Annotated in this window: 11 protein-coding genes and 1 pseudogene; 3 read left to right on the top strand and 9 right to left on the bottom strand. The window is 67.0% G+C overall.

Annotated features, from left to right (window positions below; all coding sequences use genetic code 11):
- The 3 genes from H9623_RS18590 to H9623_RS18600 all read right to left on the bottom strand — a co-directional run.
- Window positions 1–2,311, bottom strand: a 2,311-nt coding sequence (locus H9623_RS18590) for a family 43 glycosylhydrolase (protein WP_193721495.1), incomplete at its 3' end; no start/stop codon positions are given.
- A gap of 132 nt (window positions 2,312–2,443) precedes the next feature.
- Entirely contained in the window at window positions 2,444–5,344 is a 2,901-nt protein-coding gene (locus H9623_RS18595) for a beta-xylosidase family glycoside hydrolase (RefSeq protein WP_321575550.1), read from the bottom strand.
- 1,464 nt (window positions 5,345–6,808) lie between these two features.
- The gene (locus H9623_RS18600; RefSeq protein WP_193721496.1) at window positions 6,809–7,381 is read right to left on the bottom strand and encodes a recombinase family protein; all 573 of its coding nucleotides are present in this window, start codon (window positions 7,379–7,381) and stop codon (window positions 6,809–6,811) included.
- Window positions 7,382–7,644: 263 nt separating this feature from the next.
- Between H9623_RS18600 and H9623_RS18605 the strand changes: the two genes are divergently transcribed.
- From H9623_RS18605 to H9623_RS18615, 3 genes are all read left to right on the top strand, one after another.
- Window positions 7,645–8,475, top strand: coding sequence for a hypothetical protein (locus tag H9623_RS18605; protein WP_193721497.1), 831 nt, complete (start codon window positions 7,645–7,647; stop codon window positions 8,473–8,475).
- Between the two features lie 11 nt (window positions 8,476–8,486).
- Window positions 8,487–8,720: a cold shock domain-containing protein gene (locus tag H9623_RS18610; RefSeq protein ID WP_193721498.1), complete on the top strand. Its 234-nt coding sequence runs from the start codon at window positions 8,487–8,489 to the stop codon at window positions 8,718–8,720.
- A gap of 312 nt (window positions 8,721–9,032) precedes the next feature.
- Window positions 9,033–9,230 carry a hypothetical protein gene (locus H9623_RS18615; RefSeq protein WP_193721499.1) on the top strand — a complete coding sequence of 66 codons (198 nt, stop codon included), beginning with the start codon at window positions 9,033–9,035 and terminating at the stop codon, window positions 9,228–9,230.
- A gap of 286 nt (window positions 9,231–9,516) precedes the next feature.
- Here H9623_RS18615 and H9623_RS19710 read toward each other — a convergent pair whose 3' ends face one another.
- The 6 genes and pseudogenes from H9623_RS19710 to H9623_RS18640 form a co-directional block, all read right to left on the bottom strand.
- On the bottom strand, window positions 9,517–9,687 hold the full coding sequence (locus H9623_RS19710; RefSeq protein ID WP_227748910.1) for a hypothetical protein: 171 nt from the start codon (window positions 9,685–9,687) through the stop codon (window positions 9,517–9,519).
- A gap of 73 nt (window positions 9,688–9,760) precedes the next feature.
- A pseudogene (locus tag H9623_RS20120) lies at window positions 9,761–9,925 on the bottom strand (hypothetical protein); the annotation flags it as partial.
- Between the two features lie 18 nt (window positions 9,926–9,943).
- Window positions 9,944–10,306, bottom strand: coding sequence for a hypothetical protein (locus H9623_RS18625; RefSeq protein WP_193721500.1), 363 nt, complete (start codon window positions 10,304–10,306; stop codon window positions 9,944–9,946).
- Window positions 10,303–16,992 carry a polymorphic toxin-type HINT domain-containing protein gene (locus tag H9623_RS18630; protein ID WP_193721501.1) on the bottom strand — a complete coding sequence of 2,230 codons (6,690 nt, stop codon included), beginning with the start codon at window positions 16,990–16,992 and terminating at the stop codon, window positions 10,303–10,305. The genes H9623_RS18625 and H9623_RS18630 overlap by 4 nt, the downstream gene beginning before the upstream one ends.
- A 2,033-nt stretch (window positions 16,993–19,025) precedes the next feature.
- Complete coding sequence (locus H9623_RS20210; RefSeq protein ID WP_407671988.1) at window positions 19,026–19,244, bottom strand: helix-turn-helix domain-containing protein; 219 nt, start codon at window positions 19,242–19,244, stop codon at window positions 19,026–19,028.
- A partial coding sequence (locus H9623_RS18640) for a hypothetical protein (protein ID WP_227748911.1) occupies window positions 19,228–19,917 on the bottom strand: 690 nt, incomplete at its 5' end. The genes H9623_RS20210 and H9623_RS18640, both read right to left, overlap by 17 nt.

The following is a 19,917-nucleotide window of genomic DNA, read 5'->3' on the forward strand; positions in this document are numbered from 1 at the left end:
GCCCCGCGGGGACCGCAGCCGCACGGCTGTTGAACGACTGCGACGCGCTCTTGCCCGGCGCCACCGACGCGAACGTCTTGGTGCCGAACGGCGTCGTGAGCGCCACGGTCACGGCCACGTCCTCACCGTTGACCGCACGCACCGTGAGGTTCGCCCGGCCCGCGACGCACTGCGCCTTGGCCGTGACCGCGAGGTCCACGGGCTCGACCTCGGCACCCGCCGCGAAGACCCACGTGTCGACGTCGAACAGGTCGCCCTCCTGGTCGCCGGCGAACGTCAGGTAGACGTCGTGGACGCCGGTCGTGCGGTCGATCGTGGTCGCGAGGTCGGTCCAGCTTCCGTCACCTGCGGGCACGTCGATCGTGCCGACCAGGTTCTCGCTCGTGGATGTGTCGGGGCTGTCGAGCCGGACCTCGACGCGGCCGCCGGCGAGGGGCGCGATCGTGGTCCTGAACTCGGTCGCCCCGTCCTGCCCGAAGTCGACACCGGCCAGGGCCACCCAGTCGCCGGAATCGATGTCCGTCAGCTTGAGAGCGGGCTTCGACGTCGGGCTCGTGAGCAGCGCGGTCGTGATCCCCTTCTGGTAGCCGATCGTCTCGGCCTCGATGATCGAGTACGGGTCGAGGGGCGCGATCTGCGCGACTCCCGTGTAGTCGGCGTCGACCTTGTTCATGGTGCCATCCGGCCGGAACGTGACCTCGTTGACGTGTGTGCTGCGGAATCCCCTGACCTTGCTCGCGTCCCCGCCCACGAGGGCGAGGTTGAGCGTCTGGGCGTGGTACGCCATGTAGTAGGTGCCGCCGAGCTCGAAGAACGACTGGTGGTTGTTCCCTCCGACGCCGAACTCCTGGTACATGCCGTCCAGGACGGTGCCCTCGAACTGCTCGGGGGTCCAGGGGCCCTCGGGGGAGTCGGCCATCATGTAGGCGATCACGCCGTTGGCCGGGTAGCCCGGCGACGGAGCGACGCTGCTGAAGTTGGTCGAGTAGGAGTAGTAGTACTTCCCTTCGCGCTCGAAGACGTGGCTCGCCTCGAACATGCGGGGGGCGTCGACGACCTGGGCAGTCCCGACGGTGGAGACCATGTCGTCGCCGAGCTTGATCCAGCGGGTGGTCCTGGGGTTGTTGGGCGTCTCCGGGGCGTTGCCCTCGCCTCCACCGAAGTACAGGTAGCCCTGACCGGACTCGTCGACGACCACAGCAGGGTCGAACAACCAGTTGCCGTTGTTGGCCGCTCCGGGAGTCTCCGGGCTGATGAGCGGCTTGCCGAGGGGATCGGTCCAGGGGCCGAGCGGCGAGTCGGCCTCGAGGACGCCGACGCTGGCGGCGTTGTTGGCGAAGTAGAGGAAGAACTTCTCCTTGCCGTCGACGACCTTGCTCGCGAACGCGGGGGCCCAGGAGTTGTTGGCCCAGGTCGCAGCCCCCGTAGACCCGGCCACCTGGATGGGTCCGTGGTCGGTCCAGTTCAGGAGATCTGCCGAGCTGATGACGCTGATCTGGTTGATCTTCCCGTAGGTGTTCGGCGTGCTGATGTTGTTCTCGTCTGGCGCCCACTCCTGACTGTCGTTGGTCGTGTAGACGTAGACCCGACCGTCGTGCGAGAACGCGTACGGGTCGGCGCCGAACATGTGGGAGACGAGCGGGTTGCTGTTGCCCGGGGTCTTGCCGACGGCGTCGAACCCGCCACCGCCCGGGCTCGCGAGGGTGACCGACACGTCGTCGACCAGGAAGTCCATGAGGTGCTGCTCGGGGTCCGCCCCGGGCGTGCCCGTCCACGGGGTCTCGAGGAAGATCCTGGTTTCGGCGGGCGTGGGGCCCGCGGGCAGGAGCCAGGTTCCCTGGAGCGTGCCCCACTCACCACGATTCAGGGTTCCGGTCGCGATGTTCGTGTAGCTGGAGCCCCCGGTGAACGCGGTCACGAAGAACTGCTTGGTCGCGGGGCCCGTGTCGTAACGAACCTTGGCGGAGACCGTGTAGGAGGTCCCGGCCTCGACCTTGCCGGTGAGGTCTTGCCAGGGACCGGACTGCGTCGCCTGACGGCCCGTCACGAGGACCGCACGGTCGCCCGAGTACGCGTCGTCCGAGAGTTCGAGCGAGCCACCGTTGCGGATCTCCCACGGTGCGAGCGACCCGTCCTCGAAACCCGGGTTCGCGACGATGTTGGGCGACACCGCGGCCGTCACCGAGAGGGGCGGGGGGCTGGTCGCGGCCGTGCCGGGTACTGCGGCCGCGGTCGTCCCGGCAAGGACCAGGGCCGCCGCCAAGGTCACCGCCGTCGTGCGTCCTGCTGTGCGTGCGTGACGTCGAGTCACAAGAGCCTCCTTGCTCGATCGGATGGGTCGTGCGTGAGTGCTCCGGTCGCGCCACGGCGACCGGTCCGCTCATGCCCTCCCGGACACGGCGGCCTGCGGTCCCCGGCTGCGACGCCGGGGACCGCGTGGTGACTACGAGCCGTCAGGACCGTAGGCGAGCGTGCGTGACGCGGTGACGTCCTTGCCCTCGATCGTCCTGGTGACCGTCACTGTCGCCTCCCCCGCCGGCGCGTTGACGAGCCGGGTGGCGAAGGACTGCTGTGCGCTCTTTCCTGGCGCCAGACCTGTGAACGTCTTGATTCCGAACGGTGTCGCGAGGACGACGTCGACCGGTCCGTCCTCGTCGTTGACCACACGCACGGTCACCGTGTCCCTGCCCGCGACCGTGCGTACCGTCGCAGAGGCCGAGAACGCGAGGTCCGGAGCATCGGTCTCGACGAGCGAGGCCAGCGCGACGGCCAGGGCGTGAGCTGGTGCGTCGACCTGGTTCTGCGTGGACGGAGAGGTCGTGGCACGTGCCGTGGCGAGCGCCTTCTCGACCGCGGACCACGACTCAGGTGAGTAGCGGGCCTCGTCGAGCCCCTCGGCCTCGGCGATCACCGCGTCCAGCGGGGCTCGGTCCGCCCCGCCGTCCGCGTCCAGCGTGTCGCTCAGGTAGTAGTAGTCGAAGTCCACGGTTCCGCCGGTCTGCTCAGTGGCGTAGCTGAACAGCCCGAACCGGTTCGCCATGAAGTGCGACAGGCTCCAGTCCATGACGATCGGGCCCTGCGGGGTACCGAGCGGCTGCCAAGTGCGGCCGTCGAGGCTGTAGGAGAACTGCACCTTCAGCTGACCCGGGCTGGAGGCGAAGTCGGCGTCGGCCTTGAGCCGCACGTCAGTGTCGGCCCCCAGGTCGATCGTGGTGCCCGGGACGAAGGCCTCGACCGCGGCCGCATCGATCGACTCGTCGAAGGGCTGCAGACGGGTCACGAGACCCAGGGTGCGGGTGCCGCCGACCTGCTTAACCGCTGCGTAGGTGAAGCTGCGACCGTAGACCGCGAGGCCTGCGACGTCGCCGTCGATCATCTTCGACACGTCCAGCCGGGTCTCGGCCGACGCCGTCGGGCCGAACGTGCGCTGGGACAGGGTGTTGCGGGCCTCCTCGAGATACGTCAGGTCACGACCGGGGGCCTTGCTGTACTCGGCCTCGCCCGTCACGACGTGCCCGTTCGTGAGGCGCAACCATCCTTCGCGCTCGGTCAGCGACCAGTAGCGGTTGTCCGGGTTGTGGTTCCACTCCCATGCCAGGTCCAGGTCGGAACCGTTGTACCCGACTTCGTCGGCGTGGGCATGGGCGGTCTGCGGTGACCGGCCGACGACAGATACGTCGTCGAGCAGGTACTCGACACTCGACGACGCCGGCTGCGGGTTCGCCCACGGTGTCTCGACGGCGAGCTTGAAGGAACGCACGTCAGCATCGGCCGGCACGGTGTAGGTACCGCTGATCGTCGCCCACGCACCCTTCGTAACGGTGGCCCCTGCCAGGGCCTTGACCCCAGCACCCCAGTCGCCCACGACGTCGAACCGGACGGCGTCCGGTCCATCTGTGTAGCGCACACGTGCGGAGACCTCATACGAGATCCCTGCTTGGATCTTCCCGTCGAGCTGCTGGTGGGGGGCCGAGCCGTTGAGCGTCCGGTTCGCCACCCGCAAGGAAGCCGCCCCGGACGAGGGCGTGTCCGGGTCGCGGGTGATGGTCGCGCCGAACTGTGCGCTCCACGGCACGAGGCTGTCGTCCTCGAAGCCCGGGTTCATCACGAGCTCAACGCCGAGCAACGACTCCTCGTACTTGGGCACTGCGGGGATCTCCCACTGCGTGTCACGAAAGGCCTTGTGCTCGGCGTCGTTCGCGAAGTCGTCGGACGCCACGACCGACCTGAGCCGCTCCCGACGCTCCTGCGCGGGAGTCAAGATGATCGGTTTGGCAAACGTGTCCCCCGCCTTCACGACGCCGTTGTTCCCGAAGGTCGGCCAGCCGTCTTGCCAGGTCGCGGGAACCAGCGCCGGGATCCGACCGAGCGGGTAGGTGTCACGGAAGAACATCCCGTACCAGTCAGTTCCCCCGTCGGCCGATGCGATGTCGACGAGTCCCCCCTGAGCGAACCCGTCGGAGTCCAGGCCGCTGCGCACCTCGTAGGTGTTCGCCCCGCCAACAGCCGTATAGCGACCGAGGAGCTCCGGTGAACGGAACATGACAACCTGTCGGTTGCCCCCGGCAGGCCAGGTGATCGTCGTCATGTAGTAGTAGCCGTCGAGGTACGAGACCTGGATCCCCTCGTAGTGCATGCCACTGGCGAGGATCGGGAAGTCGGGGAAGTCCTTCGACCCGAAGATGTCGGGGTACTCGGCGACGATCGTCGTCAGGTCGTCGCTGAGCTGCACGGCACTGGTGCTTCCCGAACCATGGAAGATGTACGGGGTCCCGCCGTCGGCCTCGTCGAAGAACAGCGAGAGGTCGTGGAAGCCTCGACCGAGAGCGACCTTGTCCCAGGTCCCGTCCTCGATGTCGTCGGTGCTGTAGATGTAAGCGCCACCGAGGTTGTTGGTGTTGAAAGCCACGTAGAACCTGCCGTCGTGATAACGCAGGGACGAGGCCCACTGCCCCTCGCCGTACGAGTTCTGCCCGTTGCGCAACGACGACGCGTCGCCGATGCTCAGCCGGTCGTACACGTAGTTGACCGTCTCCCAGTTCACCAGGTCGTACGACTTCATGATCGGAGCGCCCGGACTCAGGTGCATCGTCGTGCTGATCATGTAATAGACGTCGCGCCCTTCCGCGTTCTCAGCAGCTGGTACACGTATCACGCTGATGTCCGGCACGTCGCTGTTCACCAGCGGGACCGAGTACGTCCCGTCGCCGTTGTCCGTCGAGGTCAGGCCCGACGGTGTCACCGCCGGATCGACAGCGCCGGCCACTGTGGTGGGGACGAGCAGGCCGAGGGCCACCCCTCCTCCGACGAGAGTGCGCAGGAGGCGCCTCTTCCTTGATGTCACGTCAACTCCCTTGTTTGGACATACAGATTTGCGGGCCCCGACGGGCGGGGCAGTGCTGGATTGGTGCCGGGGGTGGGGTGGACCGCGCGTGACCCGGACCACCCCCGGGTGGGTCAGCAGGTCGGGGGCGGTGGCCGTATGGCGTGCTGCCACGAGGCAGAGGCCCTCGTCACACCTCTGCCCCGTGGTGGTCAGTCGCAAGTGACCGTGTCGAGTGCGGCTCTTCGTACGGTCATGGCCTCCTTTCGTCACGCCGCCCGTCGCAAGGACCGGGATTCTCCTGACCAGCACGGTGGGGGTGCGCACGTCGAGCGCCTGGTACGCGCTCTCGTGTACGACGCCCACAAAGCTGCCGCGCACCGTCGAGTCGTCGAGCCCGCACCGGGCGAAGTTGCAGCTTCGCTCCTGGTACGTGCAGCGACGAGCCCGCTCCGGTCAGATAAGTGGGGTCGGGTCAGGCAAGCCGACAGCGCGTGTCGGCATGTCCAAGGGCCCGGTACACGACATCGACGCCGTCACGTACTGAACATTCCACGACGGTCGTAGTCCCCGGTGGCGCCAAAGCCACACGCCTGTTGAACGACCGTGACGCGCTCTTGTCCGGCCCCCATAGCGAACTGGCCGAGGTCATCGCGGTCGTGCGTTCGTGACGGTGTGTCACAAGAGCCTCCTTGCCCTGTTGTTCTTCGTGCTGGTACGGCCGTCAACCCCAGTCGTGGCGAAGGCCCCGAAATTCGGGCGACCTCGTCACTGGCCCGGCGAAGGAACTCAGCCTTGAGACCCCGGGCGGCCAACAAGCGATACCCGCTCGCCATCGAGCGAAACTGTCGACCAGGCGTCCCACCGCCTGGTCCGGCGTCAAGCCCTGCCACGCCTGCCAGTCATGTTAACGCTCACACGCGTAGAGTCAACTGCCTGCGCGGGGTGAATCAGCGGATCCGACGTCTCTGTAACGAGCTCACCGCAGCTCAGCGTGCTGGTCTGCGGTGAGCTCGTTCTCGTTGCGGAAGACCACGCTGAGCCGGGTCTCTCGGCACAGGGTGCGATCGCTCCATCTCGGTCAGGGAGGTGGCGCTGTTGAGAATGCTGGCGCGCGGGGAGAGAAGTGGCGCACCGGTCGGATTCGAGTTCGCGCTGGCTGGCACGTCGCGCCGCGTCACCCTCAGCCCCCGCATGCTCAAGGAGTTCCGGCCCCATCTGGCGTCAGAAGGTGCATGCTGCTCGTCACGGCGAGTACGCCCTCACGGCCGACGAGATCCGCCGCGTGCTCGAAGCCCGGATCCACCCGGACAACCGCCGCTAGACCAGCGGGGTCGGGCTCAGTCCTCTAGCAACGACCGCCTTGTCGGACATCGCGATACCTGCGATGTGTGACAAGGCGGTCGTTCTGAGTTCTCGTTCAACCGCTCCGTAGCCATGGCGACATCGCGCCGCTCCATCTGGGCTTCCACGACATGGCCGGAACTATGGTGAAGTGACGGCGGCCAGGTGTCGGTAGAGGGTGTCTCGGGAGACGCCGATAGCGCGGGCGACGGCGGCGAGGGACTGTCCGCCGGCGAGGGCGGTGCGTGCGGTGTCGATGCGGTCGGGGGTCATGACGGTGGGGCGGCCGCCGACGCGGCCGCGCGCGCGGGCGGCGGCGAGGCCGTCGAGGGTGCGTTCGCGGGCGAGGTCGGCTTCCATCTGCGCGACGGCCGCGAGGACATGGACCATGAGGCGACCGGCCGCACTCGAGGTGTCCAACGTTTCCGAGAGCGATCGCAGAGTGACAGCCCGCTCGTCGAGGTCGCGCACGAGGCGGGCGACGTGGGCGGCGGAGCGGCCGAGGCGGTCGAGCTTGGAGACAACGAGGGTGTCTCCTTCGCGCAGCCCGGCGAGCACTCGGGCGAGCTCGGGGCGGTCCTCGCGGGTGCCGGATGCCTTCTCCACGACGACGTCGCGCTCGTCGACGCCGCCGGGTCCGGTGAGGGCATCTATCTGGGCGTCGAGGTTCTGCGCGGTCGTTGAGACGCGGGCGTAGCCGTAGGTGTGAGCCATGGCGCGAGGGTAGCGAAAACCCCCGGGTTGCGTTCTGCGACACCTGGGGTTTTCGGGCACTAGTTCTGCGACATGTTCTGTCGGCGTGTCGCGGCCGCGGCGGAGGTGTCTTACAAACGGTCGGTTCTGCATCGGAACGACCACCCAGCGCTTGTGAAGCCTGTCACAAAGAGTGTCCAGCGCGTGACGTAGGGGTTGTGGGTCGTCAGTCTTGTGCCACGTGCCGCTCATACGGGGTGGCGTGACCTGCAAGGGAGCAAGGGATGAGAAGGAAGTCGATCGCCCAGGTCCTCACCAGCGGCGTGCTGGTCATCGCGCTAATGGGGTCGGGGGCCACCAGTGCGATAGCTGACGGTGCTGGCGACACGGCTGGCCCGGGTGCCCACTTCGTCGAGGCGCCCGATGCGGGAGAGATAGCGGAGGCAGCCGAGGTCATGCGTGCCGATCTCGCTTCAATGGCTGCTGCTGACGACGACGTCCTCGTCGTCGATCTCGGGGGCGGGGATACTGCTGACAACGCCCTAGTGGTCAACGTCGCCGGCCTGAGCGACATGGAGAAGAACCTGGTCATTGAAGACCTCGAGGGCACTCTTGAAGGCGAGGTTGCCATTGAGGAGGCGACGCTTGGCGAGTACGTGGAGCAGCAGGTCACGACCGCTGCGCTGAAGGAGCTGCTGGACCCCCTTGCGCAGAGCGGTGGCGGAGGCCTGGCCAAGGCCGCAGCTCCGGTTCGTACGTTGACATGTGCGACCGGGGACAAGACCTACGTTGATCAGAACCTCTCAATGACCGTGCGTAACAACTGCCCGTACAAGACGGTCAACTGGGGCATGACGATCAACGCCTCGGTGCGTTCGATCATCGTTACCAACATCTCCGAGCGAGGAATGGACTGGTGGTACAACGGCGTCAAGAAGGGCCGCAATGCACCGCACAACGTCTACAAGACGTACTTCTTCCACGGGACTCTCAACCCGACTGCCAGCCCGGGTGCCGTCAAGATGGACGATCTCATGACGTTCCAGGTGAAGGTCGGGGGCAAGGTCCTTCCCGCTTCGATCTACACCTGCATGACGCTCAACCTCCGCAAGTAGAAGGAACCAGCATGGACCTGCACGGCACAGGCGTTGTCGACTCATGGTCCGGGGCCGACGGCGTCGGATCCATCCGGCTCGACGGCGACCCGCCACGCCAGATCTGGGTGCACTTCAGCACCATCCAGACTTCTCAGAGCTACCGAACACTCACTCTCGGTGAGCACGTGCTCGTCGACTACGAGTCCGCCGAGCAAGACGGCTACCACTGGCGCGCCACAACCGTCCGACACCGCGACACCTGATAGCAATCCCATGTCCGGCCCTCATCACTGAGGGTTGGACAAGGGTTCGTTCTTCGGTGGCAGACGACCTTGTCGAAATCCGGCAAACCGGCGCATGTGACATAAGATCCCTTATCGGCCCAGAAACTCGTGCGAGTTGCATCCGGTGCAAGAGCTCGCATCTCGCGGCGAAGTGCGCGTTTGTGCAGGTCAGTGCAACGTCGTCCTGGCGTGTCCGTCGACCGGATCTCCCGGCTCTTGCCGTGTTGCCGCAGATCACCGCAGAGTCGATCGTGATGCTGGTCGCGCCGACCGGATCTCCCGGCTCTTGCCGTGTTGCCGCAGATCACCGCAGAGTCGATCGTGATGCTGGTCGCGCCGACCGTCGTCGGGCTCCTCATCGCGCGCCCAAGGCACGTAGGCAAGATCATGGCCGTTATCCTGGCCATCGCCCTCGTCTTCTACCTGCTGCTGACGTTCACCGGAGAGACGATCCCACCACCACCGGTCGAGCCAACCTTCGGCGCGTAGCCGTCGTCGTGGTGCTCGAGCGGGTCATCCCCTCGGCCTGCCGACGGATATCGAGACTTGACGCCCGGGCGGCGTACCAGCCGATCAGGACGGCCAGGACGATAATGCCGACGCCGAGCATGAGCCACCCACTGCTGTCGCCACCACCGTCCATGCACCTGACCGTACCGCGCGCCGGTAACTCTGGAGACACGGTCTGGAACCAGCCGAGGTGTACGAGCTCGTACCTCCCGAGCACGCACGCCTACCAGTAAATTTGCGCTGGTCGGAAGGGGTTTCGGGGCGCTCAGGCTCGGTGATCGAGTTCGTCCTCGACGACCGCCTCGAACTCGGCCGCGCTCGGCAGCACGCCGCGGGCGTCCTCGGGCAGGCCTTGGTAGTCCGCGACGGCGATCGGCACCCGGGTTCCGGCCAGCGCATACCGCACCGTTGGGCGGGTCTTGCCCGTGCACAGCAAGATCCCGATCGTCGGGGCGTTGATCTGGGCCGGCGGACTGGTCGTCCACGATCGCGACATACGTGCCGAGCTGGCCGACGTGGGCAGGCTCGAACGGCCCGGTCTTGAGCTCGAGCACGACGTACCGCAGCTGCTCGACGTGGAAGAACAGCAAGTCGACGTAAATCTCATCCAACGGGTCGAATAAGCCTGGTGCGTGGCGGGCGAGATAGGAGTCGTGCACAAACTCGAATTGCACTAGCCGCCCCGAAGCGCGTCAGTCCAACCATTCAGTCGCGACTAGCCCTGCTTCCACAGCGAGCTCGCCCTCGGTGAAATATACGACGATGGTCTCAGGTAATTCGGCCGACTCTTCGAAGTAGTCGAACTGCCAGAAATCCATTGTGCTTAGCACCTCAACAGCGCCCTCCGCACGCATGCCCGCGATGCGCCCGAGGGTCACAACCAGACCGCCCATCGGTGTATCGAATCGTAACAATAGGCTCCTAGCCCCCGGCTGGATACAGACGCTGACGAGTGTTGAGTCATTGAAGAGATCGACGACGCCCCTCTCCGTATGAACGTCGACGATGCCGACATCGCGCTTCCAAGGCAAAAGCCCTCGAAACTCCATGCTCATACCGCCCTTCGCAGGTGCCAGTACACACGGCCAAGATCACGCCACGTCATCATCGACGTGTTCTTGCGGTCCGGCTTGCCCCAGCCGGAAGGTGATCTATCATTCCTTGGCTGGTACACCTTGTGCGGCGTTGGAACAGATCGGCCGTTTGCGAAGTGCGCCTTACCCTTGAGGTCATAGTGCCACTTTCCAGCATTAGCTTCGATCGTGACACGAGACCTGCCGCCGTTATATTTCTGCGCCATCCTCGCTCCGACAGCTTGTTTTGCGGCCGTGTTAGCGCGTGTGACAAATGTACACGCAGCATTGTGAACCAGTTGATCGCTTTGCGCTATTCCAAACTTGGTCGCACTGACAAAGTAGGTGTGCGGGCCGCTGACGTGGAGGTTGTGGACGGTCTGGTTGGAGAGCCAGCCGCGGTCGTGCATGGCCTGGACGATGGTGATGCCACCGGTGGAGCCGACGAGGCGGTCGCCGGGAGTAAGGTCTTCGGCGTCGGCCCAGCCCTTGCCGTCGACCCAGAAGGGGTGGTTGCCGGTCGCGGTGATCGGCGTGTCTGTGCCTTCGATGGTGATGTCGATGAGGTGCTTGGTGCCGGTACCGGTGATCGGGTAGATAACCTGCTCGACGGTGACGTCGCCTGAGGTTGAGTCGCCGGCGAGGACGAGGTCGCCGGTCTCGAGGGTCTCTATGGGTGCGAGCGTGCCGTCAGCGAGGCGTACGAGTGTTCCTGCGGCGAAGCTGTTGCACGACCGGATGGCCTTGGCCCCTGCCCGGATCTTGTTCCCCGCCTTGACCGCGACCGAGGCTACGGCGAAGCCGGCACGGACGCCTGCGCCGGCTCCGACGAGCTGGGCTGCGGCGGTGACTCCCATCTCGAGGGCCTTGCCATTGTTGCCGGATGCGGCGTAGGCGACGGCGGAGACGCCGGCTGCGGCGGCGCCGACGGGTCCGGGGATCCAGGACGCGACCTCACCGACGACCGCGACGGCCTTGACGAGGCCCTTCCAGGAGAAGGTGCCAGCGAGGTCGGTGCAGTTGACGGGGTCGGCGTTGCAGTAGTCGTATGCGCTGGCGGAGCCGCCGGCGACTTGGTCGGTCTGGAGGAAGCGGCCGGTGGCGGGGTGGTAGAGGCGGACGCCCATGAGGATGGCGCCGGTGGGGGTGTCGGCGTTGCGTTGTGCGGCGCCGAGCCACCCGTACCGGGCCGGGGGCGCGTTGCCCGTCTCGCCCGATGTCATGGGCTGGGGGTTGCCGAACTCGTCGAACGACGTGAACCGCGCCTCGGCCCACGAGGCCGCGGTGGCGCCGTCCGCGATCGGGAGGGTGGCGGTGATGTCGCCGTGCAGGTCCACGATCTGCAGGACGCGTTCGCCGGTCTTGCCGGTCTCGATGGCGAGGTTGCCGTCCATGCCTTCGACGTACCGGGTGAGGTTGTCCGGCAAGGTCGCGTCCTCGACGATCCACGCGGGACCGTCGCCGTCGCCGTCGTAGTGCGTGATCTTCTCGGTCGAGTTAGCCCAGGCACCGTCGACCCACGCGTAGTCATCTTGCGTGGAGAACCGCATCAGCGGGTCCAGACCCCACTCGGTGCGCTTGGTCTGCGGCACCTCCTGGGCCGCGACGAGGTCGTTGAGGAAGTACGACGTCGCGGCGGTCGCCGCGCCGTCGGCGGTGGGCATGACGGTGGTGCGCCCGAACGCGTCGTACGCCCACGTGTTCCCGCCGGTGCCCGAGGTCGTGACGAGGCGGTCTGCCGAGTCGTAGGTCGACGTGGCGGTGGTGGCGCCGGTCGTGCCAGGGCAGGTGCCTGTCGCGTCGCCGGTGGCGGTGGTGGTGGCGGTGCGGTTGGTGTGGTTGTCGTAGGTGTAGGTGCGGGTGGTGCAGGTCTCGGTGGCGGCAGAGTTGTCGTTGACCTGGGTGAGGCGTCCGAGGCGGTCGTAGGTGTAGTTGCGCACGCCGCCGGGGGTGGTGTGGGTGATCCACTGGCCGCGGTGGTTCTCTACGACGGAGTCTTGGGCGATGACGGTCTCGTCGGCGGTGCGGGTGTAGGTGCGCGAGACCGGGACGCGGGCGGTGTCGTATCCGAGGGTGAGGGTGACGCCGCCGGGCAGGGTCTGGGACTCGAGCTGCCCGTCCGGCCCCCAGGAGGCGGTGATTTCGCCGGCGACGGAGTCGGTGATCTTGGTGACGTACCCGCGGGGGTCGACGGCCCGGTCGTAGGTGTAGGAGCGGGTGGTTCCGATGGAGTCGGTGACCTGGGTGGGTTGCCCGTACCGGTCGTAGGTGGACTTGGTCCATCCGCCGTGGGCGTCGGTGTACTGGACGAGGCGTCCGAGGCGGTCGTACTCCTTGACCACGCTCGCGGTCTCGGCCCCCGAGGCGTTGACGGACGCGTTCTTCACGATGTCGCCGGTCGCCGGGTCGTAGTTGGTGGTGGTCTTGGCGATTGGGAGCCCGGTGGCGGGGCCGTTTCCGGTGATCTCGACGGCGGTGACGCGGTCGGCGGCGTCGTAGTTGGTGGTGGTGGTGCGCTTGACCTGCCCGGCACCGGTCCCGACGTAGTCGGACACGATCGTGGGTGAGCCGAACTGGTTGTAGGCGTCGTTGCGCTTGACCGGCAGGTCCGCGCTCATGCGCGCGAGGTCGTGCCCGGTCACGGGTCCGCCCGCGAGCGTGAGACAGGGCTGGCCTGCCCATTCCGGCTTGTTCGCGCACGATGCGTCGCCCGGATTGGTCCCGGCGGTGTAGAAGATCGTCCGGGTCGTAGCGGCGTCGGTGCCGGTGGATCCGGGCTTGCTGGACCGGACCGCCCGACCCTTGTTGTCGTACACGACCGTTGAGGTCAGTGCGGTGGGTTGGCCGGCGTCGACGGTGATCGAGGTGGCGTTCTTGTGCACCCAGCCCGAGGTTGCGCCGAGCGCGGACGCCCCGTCGACAGGCGTGTAGGCGGTCTTGGTGGTGATGGGGTCGATCTTGTCCCCGCCTGCGGGGTCGAGGCCGGTGGTGGTCTCGGTCGTGACGAGGTGGTAGGCGGCGCCGTCGGGCTTGCCTTCGTCGTAGGTGTAGTCGGTGTGCGGGCGCAGCAGCCGGATGTCGTTCGGGTCGTTTGCGAGCGCGAGCTGTTGCGCGGGCCCGGTCTCGGAGATGACCTCGAGCCCGTCGGCGGAGTACACCGACCTCGCGTCGAACAGCGTGGCGAGGTCGATCGACGTGCGCTCCTGAAGACCCCAGTCGGTGAGCATCTGCTCGGCGTTCGGCAGCTTACGTAGCGCGAGCAGCCGGTTCGTGGCGTCCAGGGTGCGGATCGTCTTGCCGCTACGGTCGTACTCGGCGGTGTCGATGAACCCCTCGACCGGCGCGTCCTTCCCGGCCGGGGTCGCGGTGTTGACCTCAAGGCCCGCGGCGTTGAGGTAGTGCACGGTGGCGGGCTTGTACCCGTCCGCACCCGGCGCGGTCGCGGTCGCCGTCGTGACCGACGGGACGTCTTGCGGTCCGAAGACCGCGGTGGCGTCGGTCGGCCCGTCAGACTGCGCCCAGGTAGCAAGAGACGCAGACGACAGGTCGTACGGTCCGCCCTTGGCCCGCGTGAGCGGCACGTTGTATACGACGGTGCTCGTGTTTACCGGCCCGAGCTGGTCCTTCGTGCCGGACACGAGGGACACACGAGAGACCTTGAGCAGGCGTCCGAGCGACGGGTCGACGAAGTCGCCGGCGCCGGTCTTGGACGCGCCACCAGCCCCATAGGTGAACGTGTAGGGCTCTTCGCCCGGTGCGGTGACCTTGGCCAGACGGCTGTCGGCGTCGTACTCGTAGCGGGTCACCAGAGCCGGGGCACCGGCGGCGGTGATGCGCGGGTCCTCGACCTCGACCAGGCGCCCGGACACGTCGTACCGGTAGCGGGCGACTTCGACTTTCTTCATCGCCGACATCGCCGGGTCCCAGACCCAGACCCAGACCAGTGACGCCTGCCCGATGAACGCGCCGGGCGTGGTCGCCGTCGCGGTGGTCGACCCGGCGTAGCCGAGCTCCATGACCTCGCACCCGCGCGACGGGGTCGCGGTCGTGCACGCGGACGTGTTCGCCGGCCAGCCGTCCACGCCGTCCTCGATGGGGGCGATCACCCGGTACAGGCGCTGCACGCCGTTCATGTCGGTGTAGATGTGCCGCGCCTGCCCGGAAGCGACCGGCGGTGCCGTCGTCTGGACCGCGAAGTCACCTGTCGACTTCGTGCGCGCGAAGTCGGTTGTTGTTCCGTCGATCTCCGTCAGTCGCCACGCGTTCGCGTTCGTGCGCACGAGCTTGAGGTCCTCGGCACCGGGCTCAGGGAACCACTTGGTGCGGTCGCCGGTGCTGAACCAGATCTGCGACCCGCCTGTGAGGTGCACGGCGGCGACGTCGTCGTACGGCATCGAGATTCTCGTGTACGCGGTTCCGGCCGCCGCGTCGGCGGTACCCATCGCCCACTCGGGTCCGAAGGGGGTCCCGATCTGGCGGACCGAGATGTCGTCGTAGTAGACGGCCTTGCCCGAGTTCGGGGCGTTGCCGTTGTACAGACGCAGGAAGGCCTCGTTGGAGCCGGTGGGGATGGTGAAGTCGAAGCTGAGCTCCTGCCATGTATCAGTCTTCGTTGCTGGTTCTGACCGACCAGTGGTGTAGTGCGTCTCGGTCGACTTCTTGGACAGCATCATGATGCGGTTGCCCGCCGCGTTGGGCGGGTTGAGCCCGGTGGCGGCGGGCACGTAGATCCAGCCGGAGACGCGGTAGGTCGCCCCGGGGCGCAGACCGAGTCGAAGCGCGCCGTAGTCTCCACCGACCGAGCCATAGGTGTTGTCATTGCCGGTGGTGCCCGGCACGATCTTTACGCTCTGTGTGCCGGAGTGGAACCGGATGGAGTCCATCGACGCCACGGCATGCCCACCAAACGCACCGGTCGCACCATGGACGTTCGTGTACTCAGCGCCTTCGGTGGCCGGGCGTACCAAGTCTTCTTGCAGCTGGTAGCCGGAGTCGGTGTCGCGTGAGGACGTGGTACGGACCAAGGAGATGCCGAACTCCTCGACGTCGGTGACGGAGACCTTGTGGTCCCCGGTGAGCAGGTTCACCGAGCCGGGGCCGATCTCCGTGGAGGCGGCACCGGTCGCGTCGGGGTCGACCGTTACGGTCACCCACTGGGCGTTCGTCGCTCCGGCGCCCGCCGCGCTCGTCGCGAGGACTGCACGGACCTGAATGGGTCCCCCGGCGAATCCGAGGGTGGTGGCCGCATCCCATGTGACATAGCTGCCTGTGGCGGGGACGGGCTGCCAACCCGTACCCCATGGGTCGCCGTCGGCGGTTGTCAGGGCGCCGGCGGCGATGTCCGTGATGACGGTCGAGTCCGGGCCGCGTCGCCATTGGTACTTCACGTGCGTCAGCGTGGTGTCGTTGGTCCCCAGCTCTAGGCGAGCGCGGCGCACGACCCGTGCACCCTCTTCGGGGGTCAGGAGCCCGGCCCGTCCCACGAGGAACGTGTACTTGGTGACTTGTGCGGAGACGTTCCCCGCGCGGTCGACGGTCTGCACCTGCACGGTGTGCTTGCCTACCGTGGTGGGCTTGATGCTCGCCGTCCCAGCGGCCCCACCCGCGACTGCGACGAGGGTGGTTGGTGCCTTGTCCAGGCCCCACTTGTACCCGGTCACCGACGTGTCGGCAGCCGCCATCTTGAAGGTGAACGTTCCTGCCTGGTTCGCGTCCTTGTGCCAGGCGTTGTCCGCGGGGTAGTCCGTCGACGACACGACGGGCGCACCCGGTGCGGTCTTGTCGACCGCGAACTTCAACGACGTCGACCAGGCACCGTTCCACAACCGACCGTCCCACGTCGCCACCCTCGCCGTGTACGCGGTGCCCTCGACAAGCACACCGCTCGGCACCTTGTACTGCACCGACGTGCCGCTCGCCCCGGTGACCTCAGCCGCGTGCAGGATCGTCCCCGCGGCATTCAGGACCTGAAACGTCGCGCGAACCTTGTCCCCGTCCGGGTCGCTGATCGTCGAGGTGAGGGTGGGCGTCAGCGTGTTCGTCCACGTCACCCCGGAGACGACCGACCCCTTGGGCGAGACGCCGACCGCACCGCCGACGTTCGGCTTGGAGTTGAACGTTCCTGTCACCGCGGGCACGTACGACCCGTAGTCGACGGAGTAGAACCGCTTCCAACCGTAGGAATCGGACTCGTTCTGCGCCCTGATGCCCAGATTGAGGTACGCATCACCACGGTTCGCGGCGTACGTCATCGCGTTCTTGACGTCGGTGCGTGTCCACGCGTCGTTGCACGACGACGAGTACCCGGCAGTCGCGCTCGTCGTGATCTGGTGCGTGAGCCAACTCGGCTGCGCGGTCCATCGCGCTCCGGCGTTGAAGTCCCCGACGTGCCAGATCTCCCAGTTGCGCGCGTTGCACGAGTAAGAGTGGAAGTTGAACAGCTCCAGCTGTGCGCTCAGGATCTGCTTGCCCGCCAGCTGCGCCGTCGGAATCTTCAGCAGTGATCGGGCGATCGTCGCCCCTCCGTCGAACGTGCCGAGGCGGATCTCACCGTCCGCGGACGTGTCCCGCGCGGTCCCGGACTGCACGTACAGGTCGAGGTAGTGGCTCGCCAGGTACATCGGTGGGTCGATCACCAGCGGGTAGGTCGTCGAGGCATCGGCAACCATGTCCTCAACACCAGAAAGCGTGACCGACACCGTCGAGGCATCCACCGCGTCGACTGTCGGGACCAGCTGTACCGACTCGGCGAGCGGATCGGGAACCGGCGAATCCGATGTCTGCTGCTCGGATCCTTGAGGTGCCGGCTCTGAGTTGGGGCCTTCCGACGCACCGATCAGAACATCGAGTTCGGGCAACGGCGCGAATGCGCGCTCGGTCGTGTCGTCGACCAGTTTCTGCGTCACGGGTGCGACAAGTTCGGCGTCAGTCTCCGCGTCCCACGCGAGCGGTTCAGACGTCCGCGACACGACCTGCCCCTCACCCGTCACGGCTTCGAGCGCGTTACCGTTCTCCGTGGGCGCGAGCGTCGCCCCGTCCACCGAGTACGTCAATGGCAGCTCTTGCGCCGCGACCGCCGCCTCAGCGTCCTCGGCGACCAGGTAGTGCCGGAACCCCGACGTGCTGGCCTCCAGCACCAGGTCCGTCCCAACGGCGACGTCCTCGTACACCGCGCGCCGACCCTCGAGTCGGGGCTCCGGCAGGTCGCCATCCCATGACAGTGCCGACCGCACACCCGTCTCCGGGTCGGTCACCGCCGCAAGCTCGACCAGACCGTCCGACCCCGGTGCGCCCCCGCCGCTGACCTCGAGGTCGCCGAAGTGCGCAACCGGGCGCACCACACCGTCCTCGCCTTCCACCAACGCGAGGTCGGTCTGCGCCCAGTCCTCCAGCGCCGTCCCGTCACCCTCGCCCTGCGGCACCCACACAGGGCCCGGGGCACTCTGAAGCGTCATCGCGCCGGTTGGCAGCGCATATGTCGAGGAGAACGGGGTCCGCTCCCCCACGACCTCGACCGGCTCGTCCTCCAGACGAGCGATCGCCTTCGCACTCACCGCGTCCGGCGCCCACAGATAGCCCCCATCGGTGCGCTCGGGCTCAGGTGCAGCCGCCGGAATCGGCGCCCCCGGCTCCTCGACCGCTGCGACCGGCTGCGCGACCGCAGGCAACCCGACCGACCCCACAGCGACTGCCGTCAGGCCTGCCAACGTCGCCACCGACGCACGCCACGCACCCGGAACACCAGAGAACGACAACAAGAACGCCATCGCGAACCAGCCCGATCCATCACGGTACGCACCAGCGCGCACCGGCAACCGAAACCCACACCCCCTACGGGCAGGCCCCAGCCTGGCTCACAGCAAGCTCACAACCAGCGAAGGTCCACGGAATATAGCCCACTCCGCACCGAGCCGTTGAAGCCGCGACCGGGTGAAACCCAGCCTGAGGACCAAGGTCCCGGCGCTACGGTGCACGCGTGCACCCCACCATCGACACCACCGCGACATCCAAGCCAGCCCACATGGATCGCGTCCATGTGCGCGACCTCGCGGGTGTCGCATGAACCCTGGCCTGGGGGTTCACCTCCCCGATCCTCTCTCGGCGAGCCCACAGGGTGCTCGCCGCAGCGGCGTGGCCGATGTGGGTCGTCGTCCTCGCGCTGCCAACGCTGCGGCGCTGAGACGGAGCTCTACCGCAACCAGATGTGCCACGGTGCGCCCTGGCCGACCTCGTCGATGCGGCGTTCGCCGACCCCCAAACCGACAACGTGTCGGCTCAGACCGGTCACCGACGCGACGACGGCCTCGATCGAGCTAGGCAGCGGCCGACCTGATAGTTTCGCAACGGCGATGGGAGCCCAGGCGCCGACCAGCGCGCACCGCACCGTCTGCGCCCGCCTCTCCGTTCACCGGGTGCACCGCCGCCGAACTCCTCGACCTGGCCTTTCGCGTCCTTCTTCCCTTCGACAACCGGAACCGGCACCAACCTCCCGGCCGGGCACAGCTAGGTCGTCATCCCCGTCACCAAGCCACGCACCGAACTGCAGGTCGCCCAGCGTCTACCCACTCTCGGCCTGGCACTCGCCGACCCGCGTCCACACGTCAAGGGCAAGATCCGCGAGATCCTGCCTCTGAGATGCTTACCCCGGCAAAGCCGAAACGTGACGAGGTTGTACCGTTGCGGCTCGATCCCCGATTGAACGCTAAGCCGGGTGCGTTGACCGGTTGAGGTGGCGGTAGACGGTGGTGCGGGCGATGCCGAACATGTCGGCGACCTGGCGTGAGGACATCCGCCGCGCTACCACGCGAGAGGCGAGAGCTCGCCGAGCGCTGGGCGGCGAGCGAGACGAAGGGCATCTCCGGCGCTTGGCTCGAAGACGACCTTTCGGTCTTCCCAGCGTCAGCTCACGTCTCGGTCGCACGCGAGAGCGAGTCGTGCTTGTGTGCCGTCAGCAGGTTCCGGAACTTGTCGCGCCACGTCCCCGTGTGAACGACCCGATCGAAGCCTTCCATCGTTCCCGACAGCAGCTCGAGCCGGCTCTTGCGCGACAGTTCCTCCCAGCTCTCGTACATCACGTAGAGCGCGTTGCCGTAGGTGAAGTTCTCGAGCGCCACGAGGTCATCGCGATACTTGAATCCGAGATAGCGGTCGACCCCCGATGCCCCGATGACTATCTGACCGGGCATGGTGCTCTGGATCATCTCGATCCGCTCGACCATGACTGCACGGTCGGGTGCGGTCGTTCGGGGCGTCAGTCCGTCCAGCACAGCTTCGTAGATTCGGTCCGGCGTGTATGCCCCTTCGGAGAGCAGCGACCAGGTGACGACCAACGAGCGTTCCCACTCCTGTCGTGACAAGGACGGGGAGACCGCTCGCGCCGGCGCGCCCAGCGCTTCATTGACTAGCGAGGCGGCCATGACGATGTCGTGGCCGTCGGCGCCGGCGTCGCGCTCGAAGAGGAACTCGCAACGCACGTAGACGATGTATCCGCCGGTGTCTGTCGGGGTGGCCTGAACGCTCAGAGGCGTTCTCACCAGGCGCGGTGATGTGATCGGCGCGACGGCGCGCTGACCTGCAGGTTCGTTCGGTCGTGA

This window comes from Oerskovia douganii, from assembly GCF_015142735.1.
In the GTDB taxonomy this organism is placed as follows: domain Bacteria; phylum Actinomycetota; class Actinomycetes; order Actinomycetales; family Cellulomonadaceae; genus Oerskovia; species Oerskovia douganii.